Annotated in this window: 17 protein-coding genes; all 17 read left to right on the top strand. The window is 40.1% G+C overall.

The window, feature by feature from the left end; genetic code table 11:
* The first annotated feature begins 1306 nt into the window (after positions 1 to 1306).
* The gene (locus HCB38_RS07415) at positions 1307 to 1465 is read left to right on the top strand and encodes a hypothetical protein (protein ID WP_185638020.1); all 159 of its coding nucleotides are present in this window, start codon (positions 1307 to 1309) and stop codon (positions 1463 to 1465) included.
* 215 nt (positions 1466 to 1680) lie between these two features.
* Positions 1681 to 2115, top strand: coding sequence for a phBC6A51 family helix-turn-helix protein (locus HCB38_RS07420; RefSeq protein WP_185352340.1), 435 nt, complete (start codon positions 1681 to 1683; stop codon positions 2113 to 2115).
* Positions 2112 to 3818, top strand: a complete 1707-nt coding sequence (gene terL, locus HCB38_RS07425; RefSeq protein ID WP_260484210.1) for a phage terminase large subunit — start codon at positions 2112 to 2114, stop codon at positions 3816 to 3818. Before HCB38_RS07420 ends, terL begins: the two co-directional genes overlap by 4 nt.
* Positions 3819 to 3905: 87 nt before the next feature.
* A complete protein-coding gene (locus HCB38_RS07430; RefSeq protein WP_260484211.1) occupies positions 3906 to 5453 on the top strand; it encodes a phage portal protein in 1548 nt (515 codons plus the stop codon).
* A complete protein-coding gene (locus HCB38_RS07435; RefSeq protein WP_185638025.1) occupies positions 5443 to 5991 on the top strand; it encodes a hypothetical protein in 549 nt (182 codons plus the stop codon). Before HCB38_RS07430 ends, HCB38_RS07435 begins: the two co-directional genes overlap by 11 nt.
* An 11-nt stretch (positions 5992 to 6002) precedes the next feature.
* Positions 6003 to 6380 (top strand): hypothetical protein, encoded by a 378-nt coding sequence (locus HCB38_RS07440; protein ID WP_185638027.1) that lies wholly within the window; start codon positions 6003 to 6005, stop codon positions 6378 to 6380.
* Positions 6381 to 6383: 3 nt separating this feature from the next.
* Complete coding sequence (locus HCB38_RS07445) at positions 6384 to 7400, top strand: major capsid protein (protein ID WP_185638029.1); 1017 nt, start codon at positions 6384 to 6386, stop codon at positions 7398 to 7400.
* Between the two features lies 1 nt (position 7401).
* Positions 7402 to 7572 (top strand): hypothetical protein, encoded by a 171-nt coding sequence (locus HCB38_RS07450; protein ID WP_185638031.1) that lies wholly within the window; start codon positions 7402 to 7404, stop codon positions 7570 to 7572.
* A 12-nt stretch (positions 7573 to 7584) separates the two neighbouring features.
* Entirely contained in the window at positions 7585 to 7950 is a 366-nt protein-coding gene (locus HCB38_RS07455; protein WP_185638033.1) for a hypothetical protein, read from the top strand.
* On the top strand, positions 7947 to 8756 hold the full coding sequence (locus HCB38_RS07460) for a hypothetical protein (protein WP_185638035.1): 810 nt from the start codon (positions 7947 to 7949) through the stop codon (positions 8754 to 8756). The genes HCB38_RS07455 and HCB38_RS07460 overlap by 4 nt, the downstream gene beginning before the upstream one ends.
* Positions 8743 to 9114 (top strand): hypothetical protein, encoded by a 372-nt coding sequence (locus tag HCB38_RS07465; RefSeq protein ID WP_185638037.1) that lies wholly within the window; start codon positions 8743 to 8745, stop codon positions 9112 to 9114. Before HCB38_RS07460 ends, HCB38_RS07465 begins: the two co-directional genes overlap by 14 nt.
* Positions 9114 to 9461, top strand: a complete 348-nt coding sequence (locus HCB38_RS07470) for an HK97 gp10 family phage protein (RefSeq protein WP_185638039.1) — start codon at positions 9114 to 9116, stop codon at positions 9459 to 9461. The genes HCB38_RS07465 and HCB38_RS07470 overlap by 1 nt, the downstream gene beginning before the upstream one ends.
* The gene (locus HCB38_RS07475) at positions 9461 to 9862 is read left to right on the top strand and encodes a hypothetical protein (protein WP_185638041.1); all 402 of its coding nucleotides are present in this window, start codon (positions 9461 to 9463) and stop codon (positions 9860 to 9862) included. Before HCB38_RS07470 ends, HCB38_RS07475 begins: the two co-directional genes overlap by 1 nt.
* Positions 9863 to 9864: 2 nt before the next feature.
* Positions 9865 to 10341, top strand: coding sequence for a phage major tail protein, TP901-1 family (locus HCB38_RS07480; protein WP_185638043.1), 477 nt, complete (start codon positions 9865 to 9867; stop codon positions 10339 to 10341).
* Between the two features lie 82 nt (positions 10342 to 10423).
* Positions 10424 to 10804, top strand: a complete 381-nt coding sequence (locus HCB38_RS07485; protein WP_185638045.1) for a tail assembly chaperone — start codon at positions 10424 to 10426, stop codon at positions 10802 to 10804.
* A gap of 104 nt (positions 10805 to 10908) precedes the next feature.
* The gene (locus HCB38_RS07490; protein WP_185638047.1) at positions 10909 to 11145 is read left to right on the top strand and encodes a hypothetical protein; all 237 of its coding nucleotides are present in this window, start codon (positions 10909 to 10911) and stop codon (positions 11143 to 11145) included.
* Positions 11146 to 11160: 15 nt separating this feature from the next.
* On the top strand, positions 11161 to 14964 hold the full coding sequence (locus tag HCB38_RS07495; RefSeq protein ID WP_260484212.1) for a phage tail tape measure protein: 3804 nt from the start codon (positions 11161 to 11163) through the stop codon (positions 14962 to 14964).
* Positions 14965 to 14974 lie beyond the last annotated feature (10 nt).

A 14974-nucleotide genomic window follows, 5' to 3' on the forward strand; every position in this document is an offset into this window, starting at 1 on the left:
CGCGTATTACCAACGTTTCACACTACCCCTATATAAAGAGACGCGCATTAGTATTATACCTAGCGCGCCTAGTATATGTCAAGAGTACGCCAATACTAACGCAACAAAGTACTGAAACCTAGCGCGTCTGCCGATTCCGCCACGACCGCGTATTACCAACGTTTCACACTACCCCTATATAAAGAGACGCGCATTAGTATTATACCTAGCGCGCCTAGTATATGTCAAGAGTACGCCAATACTAACGCAACAAAGTACTGAAACCTAGCGCGTTAAAACGAAGTTAACCATATAGGTCAAACGTTTGGCGACACGTTTCGGGTGCTTTATACACAAAATGTGTGATTATTTCGGTATAACAGCTAACCTACACGATACGTGTTACTTGGGTGTTAAATCACACTTTTTGACTAAAAACCGTAGGTCATTCGTACCTTTTTTACGCATATACCCGACGAGTCGGCACGTATTACCTACTAGTATATGAGGGGGTAAGGGGGAGTGATTATAGGCGATTCCCTTTATAACGCTATAGCTTTCGCAGGCAGTTGCCTCTGCTAAGCTCGCTTCGCTCACTTAGTGCTATCATTAAGTACTTGACGCTATATAAGTAGTATGTCCGACCGCAATGAGCGTTAGCGAATGAAGGGCGGTAGTTCTTGAACTTTATATATCGAAGTATAAAGGAATGGTCTACCCTTTAACGGGTGTACTAGGCGCTTGGGTATCCACACAATGAGGCGCATATCATATAAGAAGTAACACGGATAGTGTGAAGCGATTATTACCCGTTGATTAATTACTTATTAGTATAATATCAGATTTGGGTTTGCTGCATGAAGCCTTTCGAAAAACTAAGGGGTCGTAAATTAACGCAATAATCAGTTTATTCATTGCGAATACATTGCACATACTTTCGATATAATTCACAATCACTTATAAAGCGTTTGATACCAAAGGGTTCACTCTTATCATGCTAACAAATGAATAAAACATATAATAAACTGCATGTATGCGACTATGTGAAACCGCAGAGCCTTGCGCTAGAAGGACTAGGGATAGTTTACATAATGTATGTTAGCGGAAGTAGGTTTGTATATTTGTTAATAAAAATACATCGTTATACATTTGCACAATTATCCGCGATTTACTGAACCCCCCGGGGCTGTGTCAAAGATATTTTTCGTTTCTCTGACCCGCTAACATTGCTACCAAAATTTTCAAACCGGGGCGTAATCACTACGCTATTAGCATAACACATAACGCAATCTTTTTGGTAGTATTAACCGAAAAAGGAGGCGTTAGTTTGGAGCATATAATTCGAATTGAGTCCGAACAAAAATACGAATTAAATAAGTTATACGAAAATGTAGACGGGCGCGAGGGCGTATTTGCCTGCGTTGAAATTAAGCCCCAACAAAATAATTTTATCGTTACTTTTGAAGTTGTTTGGCAGAGCACATAGAATTTAGTAAGTATACTCGTGGCGGAATAGGTAGACGCATTGGAGGTAAGAACTAATATGGCAAAGGAGCGTAAGCCTTAGCTTAAGAAACCTATAGCAAAAATTACTTAGTTCATGCAAGGTGCAAATCCTTGCCGAGTATATTAAATAAGATACATAGCTCCGATTTTTCGGGTTTTTTTTGCTACAGAAATCATAGGAGGTGATAACACAAAATGGCAACACGTAGAGAAAAATTATTTGAGCAACTTTCCGATGCACAACAACGCGCTATTTATATGTTATTAGAACAAGCGTCGCAAAATAAGAACAGCTCCGACTACCTCTCGATGGAAGATATCGCGGAAACTTTGGAAATCGAGCGCAAAACATTGTATAACTGGCGCACAAGAAATGCGGTATTTCAGGAAGCACTTGCAGAAGCTAGTCGCGAACAATTAAGCGCATTAGCGCCGCAAGCCTTTGGCGCAATGAGTAAGCTAATTAGCGGCTCGCAGCCGTCAACGAAAGCGTTGGACCTGATGTTTAAATCGCTTGGTTGGGTTAAGAATGAGCAAACAATTGACCTAACGACTCGCACACGTGACAGTGACGATTTAGAGGACGAAATTGAGCGACTTAGTAAGTTGATGGAGGTTAAATCTGATTGACCGCTGAATTGGCGCCTTGGATGACGCGATCAGAGCGACAAAATCGTATAGAACTGTTAACAAAACACGCGCAGGTTTTGCTTGAGCTAAAAGACGCAGGACAGGCATCGCAGTCGCAAATAGAAACATTATTGACTGACTTAAAAGAGTTAGAGCAGCTAAATCGAGTACACCGTGCTGAACATGATGTGCTATTTTTTATGTACGAATATTTCAGTGAGGACCGGAACCCTGATAATCCCGGCAACTTAATTCCCGCCGGGCAGTCCATTGAAGATGCTGCAGAATTTCACCGCGAACTGTGTCGCATGTTGGACGATGTAACTCAAGGTAAGGAAGAGTCCCATATTGCTTGGGCGGTAGCTCGGAACCACGCCAAAACCGCATATCTTACCGACGGATTTTTGGCGCATCAAGTTGTATATCGATTGCGTAAATATATCGTAGTTATTTCCGAAACGAAAGATGTTGCGGGCGATTTCATTGCGTGGACAAAACTGCAGTTGAAATACAATGAAAAACTGCGTGCTGACTTTGGTTCTATCCTGAGCGAGCAGCCGAGTCGCAACGAACTCGACAATAAATACGAGTTTATAACGCTATCTAGTACGAAAGTGGAAGCGAAAGGAACTGGGACACAGATGCGGGGTTTGCGCTATTTAAACACACGCCCCGATCTGTTTCTACTTGATGATTTAGAGTCCAACGACAACACAAACACAAAAGAATTGCGCGAAAAGAATTTGCGGTGGTTTCAGTCGGAAATGATGCAGGCAATGGACCGAGATGCTTTGTGCGTGTATATGGGTACAATCGTTCATTACGATTCATTGCTCAACCATGTCGTAACTAAAAGCCGCGAATTTAAATCGCAAAAGTTTCCCGCAATTACCTCGTTTTCAGAACATCCAAAGCTATGGGAAGAATGGCGGCGAATTTACAATAGTGACGATAAGCAAGCTAAACGTCTAGCCGACAGTTTTTACGAGCAAAACAAGCAAAAAATGCTGAAAGGTACCGGGACTTTGTGGGCTTCGCGTTATGATTATAAGTACTTTATGCAGAAGCGCGAAGAAATGGGCTCAAAAGCATTTAATCAAGAATATATGAACAATCCGCTAGATGAAGAGTCGCAGGTATTTAATCCTGACGACTTTTTTTATTACGCCGATGCAGATTTATCGCTTAATAACTGTGATATTTTTGCTGCGGTGGATTTTGCGATGGGCAAAGAAAAGGGCGACTATTCTGCAATTGTAACTATTGCTAGAAAGCGCGATACAGGAATATGTTATGTAGTTGACGCACACATAGAGCGGTTAAAGCCAGACAAATTTTTGCAGTTAATTGTTAAGAAAACGATGCAATACCAGTACGAGCGATTAGCTGTTGAGTCACAGCAGGCGCAGGAATGGTTTGCGGATAAACTTAGCGAAGAGCTCCAAAAGAATGGCTATCCTGCAAAAACTAGGCTTGCTAAAGTGAAACAAAAGACACGTAAGGCGCTTCGTATTGAAGCAATGCTTCCGGATATTGAAGCCGGTCGTGTTCGCTTTAATAAGGCGCATCGTCTACTGCTCGAAATGCTTGAATACTATCCGTCACATAATCATGACGACGGTCCTGACGCATTGGCTGATGCCTTGAAGATAGCAAAAATAGCTCAAAATGTGGAAGTAATTCCGCGTAGGGGCTACAGATAACCGACTAGGAGGTGATTAGAAATAGGAATATTAAAAAGTGATTTCTTAACCGTTGATACTATTGACAGTATGTTGAAGTCGCCTTTCATGGAAGCTTTGGGAGAACGCGAATTCCAAAGGTTTCAAAAACAGGTGGAGTCATACAATTATTACGCAGGCTATCAGCATGTGGACCCGAATTCTGGACAACTAGTTAAAGCGAAAGATTTACCTCGTCCGCCCGGTCTCGACTACGACCCGACACGCTTCGAAGTTAACTATTTTAAACGAATGATAGACGCAAAGGCGCAGTGGCAAATGGGCGGAACGCATGGTATAAGCGTGTTACCGCAAATAATTGACGAAGAAGCAACGCGACTAAGCGGTGATTATTCGCCTAGCGAAGCCCAACAAAAAGAAAATAAACGAGCTGAGGGTTATGAGCAACTGCTTTACCAGCTTTGGCGCGAAAACAATATGCGGGCGGCTTTATTATCAGCGGCAAAAGACAGATTAATCGCTTCAAGGGTTGCGGTGAAAATCGTATTTAATCCAAAGACAGGTAAACTGCAGTGGGTTTGGCATCCTGACACCGAAGTATTCCCAGTTTTTAGTAATGATGACTATGAGGAACTTATTAAAATAAGTTTTGTACGTTCGGTTGAAATTTGGGACGAAGTGGGTGAAAAAGTTGAGCTTATAAAGAAACAAACCTTCGAGTTAAAAGGAGCTGAAAACGGGGCTAAAAACTGTTATTTAACAGAAGGGTATTATAACGAAAACTTGGAGCCCGTCAACGAGTGGGTTAAAGACGTGTCGATGGGACTGCCTTTTATTCCCGCTATATTAATCCCAATTCAAAGTTTATTGCAATTAAATGCAGGCGATTCGAATGAACTAGATGACATGCGAGAAATTACTGATAGATTAAATCAGCTCAATGAAGACGCAATTGACTCGCTTAAATTCGAAATGTTTCCAGTTACATATTTTAAAAATATCGACAGAGCCCAGTTGCTTGGCATAGATATTGCTCCGGGTGCAGCTGCTGCGTTAAATAGTACTACGGAGGGGCGAGATCCTGGGGTAGAAAAGTCCGAGTCGAATTTTACATATACGACAGCATTAAACGATACATTTACGCGACTTAAAGGCGCTTTACATGAAGTGTCTTCTATTCCAAATTTTACCGCACAAGACCTAAATTTTGGTGGAATGAATGCGGAAGCTTTACAAATAATCTTTCACGATATTATTCAAGATACAGAAGAGCACTGGCATGTTTGGCAAGCGAAGTTACAGGAGCTTCATGAAAAATCAGTTCGCTATTTACAGGCAAGAGTGTCGGCACCTAATTTTACATACGATAAAGAAGTAGTAAAAAGTATAGGTGAAATTTATACAAATGAAATTAAATTCGTTCTTCCGTTGCCGGATAACAGGAAAGATTTAGTTGAGCTACTAGTTGAAGAAGTTGGCGCGGGGTTTGAGTCTACTGCAGGCGCTATGAATCGTCTAGGAGTTGAAAATTCAACAGCGAAAAAACAAGAAATACAAGCTGAGTCGCTTGAAAAACGACAAGGTGAAGACATTTACTCACTTAACAAATCGTCGGACACGACGTTAAACAAGGAGGAAATTGAATATGAAGGATGAAACACAGACAACCCAAAACCCGACTGACGAGTCGTTAAATACGGAAGAACAATCGCAAGAACAAGTTAATACACAAAAATCGGAAACGGTACCTTACGATCGATTTAAGACTATTAACGACGCAAAAAAACAAGCCGAAAATGAGCTTAATCAATTACGTGCACAAATTGACGAGTCGAAACGGCTGGAAGACGAAGAAAATGGTCGATACAAAGAGTTGTACGAAAAAGCACTGAAAGATAAAGAAGAGGCTTTACAAGAAAAACAACAACTCAGCTTAAACCATTTTAAAACGTCTAAACTTGCGGAAGCCGGATTTACGGGGGAACGCTTAGAGAAAGCAAAAGCATTTGTAACTGGTGAGTCAGAAGAGCAGCTGGAACAACAAATTGCTTTATTTACAGAGCTAATTCCTGTGGAACAGCCTGCGGATCCAAGCGTAAACGCCCCCGGCGGAACCACCGAAACAAAAACAACTAAAGACAAAGCAGAAGAAAAAGGGCGGGAAGCTGCCCGCAAATTATTTAAGAGAAAATAGGAGGAAATAAATTGCCAATTTACACACCATCACAAAGCCGCACCGAATTTAAGGGCGGTAAAAACATTCTAGCAAGTGAGCACTTCACTTTTATTGAAGCAGGTGCGACATTAGACGCAACAAAATTTGGTAAAGGTTACGTAGAAGTTGGACAAGCTATTGCGCAAGATTCAACGACTGGGAAATGGGTTAAATTCGTTGCTGCAGACGTTGCAAACTATGCAGATTTCGGTATTTTAAATGTTGACTGGGACAGTGACGGCGAAAATGACGGAATCGTAGGCGAAGTAATTACTCGCGGTTCTGTGTATGATGCAAAATTAGTCGGTGCAACAAAAGAGTTTAAAGAAAAAACTACAGAAATTCGTTACGTGAAGGAGGTTGTATAAAATATGGCTGGTATTACACATTTAGAAGAGTTTCAAACCCCTGCTCTTCGTGGATTAATTGATGAAAGTATTGCATTACGAGAGGAAAAACCTACGTTTGGTTCACGTTTTTTACCTGACGACACTACCTCAAGCACAACTTTCACCTATGATATTATTAAAGGTAACAAATATTTAGCTGCCATGATTGGTTACGGCGCTGAACCACCTGTGATGGACCGCGATGCAGTCGCACAGAAAATGGGCGAACTAGCAAAAATTGGTCTTAAAGACGTTATCACTGAGGAAGAGTTATTAGCATTAAATCAAAGCCGGAGCGAAACAGAACACTCTGAGTTAATTGCTAAACTACAAAGAAAAGCTATCAGCATTTCTAATGCCATTCTTGATCGAGTTGAAGTAATGCGATTAGAAGCTCTCACAACTGGTAAATTAAGCTATAACAAAAATAATGTAAAAGTAGGATTCGACTACGGTGTGCCTTCGGACCATCAAATTGTCTTAACTGGTGTTAATACATGGGACAACGTTGACCATGACGCACTTGCTGATTTAATCGGCTGGGCTGAAAAATACGAAGAAACAAACGGTAAGTCTGCCGATGTCATCTTAATGCCTCGAGATATTTTTGCACTATTAACAAAAAATAAGGTGATTATTTCAGAAGCTCGCCCAAATACAGATGCTGCGCGAGTGAGTCAAAAAGAAGTTAATGAGGCTCTCGCTGGTTTTGATTTACCACCAATTGAGATTGTTAAAAATCGTAAAGCAACTGTACGTAACATGTATACAGGCAAAGACGAGGTTGTAGAATTTTATCCGCAAAATCGTGTTGTTTTCGTATCGGAAGGCTTGGGTAATTTCTTATACGGTCCTACAGTTGAAAATAATTTTAAACCAGGTGTATTTGTGGATGCTTATGATAAAAAAGAGCCTATTCAATCCATTTTACGTGGTGTAGCTGCGGGGTTCCCAATTATGGAAGACCCGAAATTACTATTGTTTGCGGACGTGAAGTAATTTGGTAAAAGTTAAAGTAAAGGTTCTTAAAGGACAAGTAGACTATAGCCGTGTAGACGATGAAATTGAAATCGACTCGGCATACGTGGAACGTTTAGTTAATGACGGTTTTGTGCAAGTTATAGAAAAAGCAACGAAGCAACCTCGGAAAACAAAAGAAAAAGAACAATAAGGAGGCGTCATAGTGGCGGCGAAAGACGAATTAAAAGCAAAGCTTACTCGTAAATTTTCGAATATTCCGGGAATTAACGACGGAACTATTTCGGGCTGGTTAGACGAAGCAATCGAAGCGGAAGGTTTCTCGCCGTCACAGACGACTTTTGCAGGCGAAGAAATGCGTATCTTATTGCGAGCGCGCATCATCGGAGTTGAAGAATTAGCGCTAAGTACAGCGCATTTCTTCAATTTTCGTGACGGTGAGGAGAGTATTTCAAAAGGCAGTATTTCAGCAAATTATCAGAAGCTATTAGTGCAACTTAATGCACAATACGCTGAGCAATTTGGGACCACATCATCTTTTAAAGTTATGAAACGGCTTGACCGCGCATGAGTATTGAAAAATTTTTTATTGAACTAGCGCGCGAATTTAAAAAGCTGAATAATGTGCATGCGACAACAACATTAAAAAGTATAGAGTCAATTAAATATGATGTTATTGATATTCTATCTAAATATGCAGAAGCGGATGGCACAATACACAGAAGCAAGAACGCGAAAATTATGCGTGAGTTAGACAAGTTATTTCCAGAATTTAATGCTGACATTAACGAAACTATTCGCGAAGTGATCGAAGAAACCACGTCATGGACTACAGATAAATTATTAAAGTATTTTGCTGTGACCTATGGCGTGGTTTTGGTTGCCGATTCTGTTAAAGAGTCAGTTAAAGCGTCAATAGTAAAGGATGTATTTAATTATAAATGGGAAAACGGTTTAACTTTGCATGATAGCACGTTCTGGCTATCGCGTAGTTTACATGATGCTATAAGGATTTCCGTTAATATTAATAGCAAAAAAGGCTTTCAAGAAGCAGTCAAGGGCGTTAATAAGACGCTGGAAAAAGAGCGCTGGCGCACGGACAACATTATTCGATCAGACGGACCGAACGCATATCGCAGAGCTATCATAGAAAACGGTAAAAGAAGCAAGTACGTCAAAGGCTGGCATATTACAGAAGGTATTCACCGCTCACCTAAGTGTGTTGCGCTTGCAAATGCTGATCACTATGGCATGGGTCAGGGAAACTATCCGGAAGACACTGCTTTTCCGATTGAGTCGCCCCACCCACGCTGTACTTCTTTTTTAACATACATAATGACAGCGCGAGAGGACGGTTTGTTCGATGATTACGAATAAGGATATTGAATTTATGAAGCTCGCTAGAGAAGAAATACTTGCCGGACGAGAATTCGAAGTTGAGTTGCTCAAAGAAGAAGCGGGTGAAATTGACGCTGATACATGCGAGTTACTAAGCTATGTACAAGCCTCGATCTTTGTAAAAGCGCATGTAACAGAAATTTCCGGTAAACAGGTACAAGTTGAAGGCGGAGTATTAACAACTGAGGGCGACATTAAGGTCGATATTAATATTGAAGATTGGACTCCTGTGAAATTCTTCAATTATGCTGGTAGAAAATACCGAGTCATTGGCGCAAATGAAAACGGTATCGGTCAACGTAATAGGATTGAAGTGCTTGGGGAGTTGGTGCATTAATGAAAGTTGATTTTAAAGTCGAGTTTGACTCTTCGATGCAAAGTAAGCTAGATATGGACAAATACATAAATAGCTTTAGTGAAGAGACGGAACGACAGGTACATGAGTCGAGCAATAAAACGGCAAGAAATGCGCCTCGAAAATCTGGTGCATTAGCGAATAGTTTTCCAGCTAGCGTTGAAATGACAAGCGATTTACAGGGGCAATTTGGCAGCGATTTAGATTATGCGAGTATTCAAGAATATACGCATAAAACAAAGTCCGGGTTTGTTCGAAAAACTGTGCAGGAAGATGCGCCGGCATATCGTAATAAACTAAAAGCCGCGGTCAAAAGGACGTCAAACTAATGTCATTAAAAGAGCAAACAATACTAAAAGATTATGTTGCTTCTTTGGCAGGAATTGACGTACGACTGGTTTATGATGGGATAGAGTTAAATGTTGAGGATAAGCCTTTCGCAACGATAAAGCTGCTTAATGACGTAGATTTGTCCAGCACAAAGTTAAAAGACTCAACAGAGTCAAGTGAGTTGTATGAGATCGTTGTTTATCCGCGATCGAATAAAGAGCAGCGGGTTATTTGCGAACAAATTAAAAATGGACTAAGTTGCTATAACTTTAGCGAGTTTACTGTTGAGAATAACATCGGAGTACAGCCGGTTGGACCGGAAACAGCAGGCGACTTACTTAACTATCATCGCGCATTTATCAGCGTAACAATAAATAAAAGAAACCATAGGAGGAGTTAAATTTGGCATTAGAGTACACAGGTAGCGACATTATTTACCTCGTAACAATTACGGGAGATGCAGGCGAAAAATATGTGAGACCGTTTAACCAAACAGACGGTAATACATCAGTTTCGGCTGATGATGTTGAACTAGAAACAAAGGATAAAAGTGAGACAGGTTACGGTAAAGTTTCGCAAACAGTCAGCTTTGGCGCGATTATGACCACTGGCGATGTAGCTTTTCCGTTTTTACTAAAAGCACTTCGTAAAAAACAGTATGTGCCTATCACAGAGTTAGATATTAAAACGAAAAAAGGCGAAAAGGGTTTATACAAATTAAACAGCTTTGAGCGAGATAATGGGAATGGTGACAATGTTCAACTTTCTGTAGAAGCTGCGCTTTCTGGTGAAATTACGGAAGTTACATTAACTGAGATTCCTGATGGAGCTCCTGCAAATGAAGCAGACGAAACACCCGCTACACCACCAACTGAATAATTCACTGTAAAGCCTCTTAAACGGGGCTTTTATTTTTTTACAACTAATCGTCGCAGGACGTTAAACATGGAGGAATTTACATATGACAAATCAAGAAACAAATCCAACAATCGAAATCAACGGTAAAGAATATGAACTGAAATTAACTTTTGAAGGCATTGACTATTTAAATAAATCGGATGAGGGTGGAGCTTTATCGCTCGTTGGTAAAGTTTTCACTGGCGATTTAGATACGTATGTAAAAATTGTTTTTGCATGCCTTAAATATACTGGTGAAAATTTCTCATATGAAACCGTCGAACAGGCAATTAAAGACGCAATTAAAGACGAAAAATTAGATTTAGATAAAGTAATGAAAAATGGTAATGCACTTGTAGCAAATCATTTTTTCTACAAGAAGACAGTGGACAAGCTGTTGACGGACGAAAAAGCGCGCAAAGCGATGGAGGACCTGCTGAGCTAACTAATCCGCCCATAATTGACATAAATGAGCGTTATAAAGCTGGCTGGCGTTTTTTCAAGTTACGACCCACAGACGTTAGGCAGCTAACACCGCTTGAGTTTTCTTTGCTTATTGAAGCGGAGCAAGATGCAGCATTAGACCGCACAGAACAACTTGCCATTCAAGCGTATTTTAATGCAGTCGCAAATACGAAGAAAATAAAATCCCCTAAGGATATATACAAACGTCCTACTAAAGCGGAGTTGGCAGGCAAAACTGAGAATAAAATTGATGCAAAAATTGAGCAACAAAAAGCTTTAGAAGAATTCACTAAGAAACTAGATCTTAGTCAAATAACATAGAAGGGAGGTAAATATTTGTCAAATTATGACATTCTAGTAAAAATTGGCGCTGACGCAACGGGGTTAACTAGGTCGCTCACACAAGCACAGTCTGAGCTAAAGAACCTCGGTAATACGCTAAATAATGCAGGAAAAACCTCGAAAAATTACGCAAGTCAAATGGAACAAACAGGACGAAAAGTCATGAATGCAGGCGCATTAATGACAGCGACATTTGGTGCAGCAAGTTTTGGAATGGTGAAGGGAATAGGCGCCTCTGTAAGCGCTGCGGCTAAGTTTGAAACTGCATGGGCAGGAGTAGAAAAAACTGTAGATGGCAACGCAAAACAAATGAAGGCATTACAACAAGAACTTCTTTCTGTTACGAAAGCAATGCCGCAGTCAACGACGGAAATTTTTGCTGTTGCTGAGGCAGCTGGACAGCTAGGAATTGAACGTAAAAGTATCGCAGGATTTACTAAAACAATGCTTGACTTAGGTGTATCTACTAACATGTCATCCGAAGAAGCGGCAACTTCATTAGCTCGTCTTGCTAACATTACACAAATGCCGCAAAAGAATTTCGACAGACTCGGTGCTACAATTGTTGACCTCGGAAATAACTTCGCTACTACAGAGAAAGAGATTACCGAAATGGGCTTACGACTCGCTGGCCAAGGTAAGCAAGTAGGTATGACAGAAGCGCAAATTATGTCATTAGCAACCGCAATGTCTTCTGTTGGTATCAACGCCGAGGCGGGGGGTACAGCAATGACGATGGTTATGAAAAAAATCAACAATGCAGTTGATTCCGGCGGGCAAAAACTTGATGGATTCGCTAAGTTGGCGGGTATGTCTTCGGCAGAGTTTCAAAAAGCGTGGAACGATGATGCTGCAACAGCACTAGACGCAGTTATTCACGGACTTTCTAAAAGCGGCGAAGAAGGCGAAAATTTGACTGCGATACTAGATTCGCTAGGGATTAAAGGTATTCGTGAATCAGATGCGATGCTACGTCTTGCTGGAAATGCTGACTTATTGACACAGGCGCTTGCTGTCGGAAATAAAGCGTGGAAAGACAATACTGCGTTATTAGCAGAAGCAAATAAGCGTTATAAAACTTTCGATTCTCAAGTTGGGATTTCTAAAAAGGTTATGGCAGAATTTGGTCGTGCAATTGGAACGCCCATAAAAGAAGTGTTAGGCAGCTTGTTACAAGCAATAAACAAAGTTGTTATTGCAGTAACTAACTTTATTAATAAGTTTAACGAAGCCAATCCTACAATGGCAAGAATGCTGGCAGTAGTAGCTTTAGTAGTAACTGGATTAGTCGTTTTAGGAACGGCTTTAGGTGGAGTATTAATTATTGTAGGACCGCTTATCCCTGTCATTTTTAAATTAAATGCCGGATTTATTGCTCTCAAAAAAGGGACAACCTTATTAGGGGGCGCTTTGCGGATTCTTACAGGACCAATTGGGATTGTAATTGGTATTTTAGCAGTTCTGGGAACTATTTTTTATGCTTTATATAAAGATAATGAGACTTTCAGAAATGCCGTAAACACAACTGCATCAGCATTAAAAAGTGGTTTCTTAGTCGCATTAAACGCAGTGAAAAACGCTTTACAAGTTACCGCCCAGTTTTTTGTAAAAATAGGCGAAGTATTAAAAGCGAGTTTTCTAAAAGCGTTAGCAGATTCGAATAGTCAATTATCTAAATTTTTAAGTTTCTGTCAACAAGTTGGCGAAGTAATTAAAACGGCGTTTGGAGCTACGTTTGCACTTGCTGTTTCGTTATTCGAAAAACTTAGCACAGTTCTAAGCACGATGTTTTCGGGTGCTGTGTCAGCAACCGTTTCCTTGTTGGAAAAACTTGGTGGTGTATTTGGTGCTGTTGGCGGTACTGTGAGCTTGTTTGTTGGCATTATTTCTAAATTTGGGCTGGCATTGTTAGGACTTACAGGTCCACTCGGTCTTGGGATTTCGCTTATTATAGGTTTTATGTCAGCGTGGGCAAAAACAGGTGACTTAAGCGCTGATGGCATTACAAAAGTTTTTGAAGATTTATCGAAAAGCATAGAAAGTGTGAGTCAGTACTTAAATAAAAATCTGCCTAAGTTTATAGATTTAGGCGGAAAGTTGCTTGTTAATTTGGTCGATGGCATAACAAATGCAATACCTAAGCTTGTTGAAGTGGTGACTACAATAATTGAAACATATACTAATACAATGACGAGTATATTACCTAAAATTATTACTTTAGGGATTAAGTTACTCACAAGTTTAATCGAAGGTATAGTTGCGGCACTTCCTAAAATTGTAGATGCAATTACTTTAATACTTGATATGTATTTAAAAACAGTTAGTTCACTACTTCCGATGATTGTTGACGCTGGTTTGAAGGTGCTTCTAGCACTTGTTGAAGGTATAGTGTCTGCATTACCTCAAATTACAGAAGCTGCTATTTCAATTTTGATGGGATTATTAGGGGCGCTAGTCGCCGCATTGCCACTATTGTTAGGCGCAGGTATTAAAATTTTGATGGCGTTAGTCGAAGGTATTGTAAGTGCTCTCCCTTCGATTGCTTTAGCTATTGTACAAATTGTTACAGCTGTATTTAATGCAATTGTTGGCGCTTTACCTATGATTATTGACGCGGGAATTCAGATATTAATGGCTTTATTAGAAGGTATTTTGCTGATTTTACCGCAACTTTTAACAGCAGCTGTTGATTTAATAATTGCGCTTGTGATGGCGATAGTAGATAATCTTGATTTAATTCTAGAGGCAGGCATTCAGCTTGTATTAGCTTTGATTTCTGGCTTGATTCAAATACTTCCTCAACTAATAGATGCTTCTATTACGCTACTCATGGCAATCATAGAGGCAATAATTGAAAATTTACCGAAAATTATTGACGCTGGTGTGAAATTGATTCTTGCATTGATCGAAGGTCTTATTAAAGTTTTACCTCAACTTGTGATGGCAGCAATTACATTAGCTGTTGAATTAATTAAAGCAATAGTAAAATATGGACCACAGATTTTAGATGCAGGTGTAAAACTAGTTGGCGAGCTTATTAAAGGTTTAGGTAAAATGTTATGGAAATTGCTTTCTGCAGGTGGGGATTTAATTAAGAAACTCCTTATAAAATTTGCAGAATTTCACGTTAGCATGATTGAAAAAGGTAGTGAAATGATTAGAAAATTCATTACTGGTATTCAAAATAAAGCAGCGGATTTAGGTAATAAAGCAAAAGAATTAGGTAAAAAAGCTGTTGATAGTATTAAAGATGGATTTGCAAAGGTGGCTGATATTGGTAGCGATTTGATTAAAGGTCTGTGGAATGGAATTTCTGACATGGGTGGATGGATTCGGTCCAAAATACAGGGTTTTGGTGAAGGTATTTTAGACTCCTTAAAAGACTTCTTTGGAATTCATTCTCCTTCGCGACTAATGCGTGATAAAATCGGTAAATTTATTCCGGCTGGTATCGTAGTAGGTATTGAATCGGAGCTGGGTTCGTTAAGAGCCGCATCAAAAGAAATGGTAGACGCGGCAACTCCTGACCTAAATGCAATCTCTACAGATTTAGCGCAAGACATGACGGGGAGTCTATCCGGTGCAGTTTCTGCAAGTGTTAACTCGTCTAATCCGGATCAAACTTGGCAAGACACACTTTCCGCGCGTATTGATGCGTTAGGTGATCGTATTTCTGAAATGTCTGTCAATATCGATGGCAAACGGGCTGGTGCTATTATGCGTCCGCACATCAGCGAAGCAGAAGCAAAAGAACAGCGGAGGCAATTTAAAGCTAAAGGTTTGAATTTTAATAATTAGGAGGCGTGAA

The organism is Listeria farberi, assembly GCF_014229295.1.
Taxonomy (GTDB): domain Bacteria; phylum Bacillota; class Bacilli; order Lactobacillales; family Listeriaceae; genus Listeria; species Listeria farberi.

Bases quoted from the DNA above. Each gene is read 5' to 3' on its own strand.
- HCB38_RS07420 (WP_185352340.1), top strand. From the start codon at position 1,681: ATGGCAACACGTAGAGAAAAATTATTTGAGCAACTTTCCGATGCACAA.
- HCB38_RS07430 (WP_260484211.1), top strand. From the start codon at position 3,906: ATGGAAGCTTTGGGAGAACGCGAATTCCAAAGGTTTCAAAAACAGGTG.
- HCB38_RS07435 (WP_185638025.1), top strand. From the start codon at position 5,443: ATGAAGGATGAAACACAGACAACCCAAAACCCGACTGACGAGTCGTTA.
- HCB38_RS07445 (WP_185638029.1), top strand. From the start codon at position 6,384: ATGGCTGGTATTACACATTTAGAAGAGTTTCAAACCCCTGCTCTTCGT.
- HCB38_RS07460 (WP_185638035.1), top strand. From the start codon at position 7,947: ATGAGTATTGAAAAATTTTTTATTGAACTAGCGCGCGAATTTAAAAAG.
- HCB38_RS07465 (WP_185638037.1), top strand. From the start codon at position 8,743: ATGATTACGAATAAGGATATTGAATTTATGAAGCTCGCTAGAGAAGAA.
- HCB38_RS07470 (WP_185638039.1), top strand. From the start codon at position 9,114: ATGAAAGTTGATTTTAAAGTCGAGTTTGACTCTTCGATGCAAAGTAAG.
- HCB38_RS07475 (WP_185638041.1), top strand. From the start codon at position 9,461: ATGTCATTAAAAGAGCAAACAATACTAAAAGATTATGTTGCTTCTTTG.
- HCB38_RS07485 (WP_185638045.1), top strand. From the start codon at position 10,424: ATGACAAATCAAGAAACAAATCCAACAATCGAAATCAACGGTAAAGAA.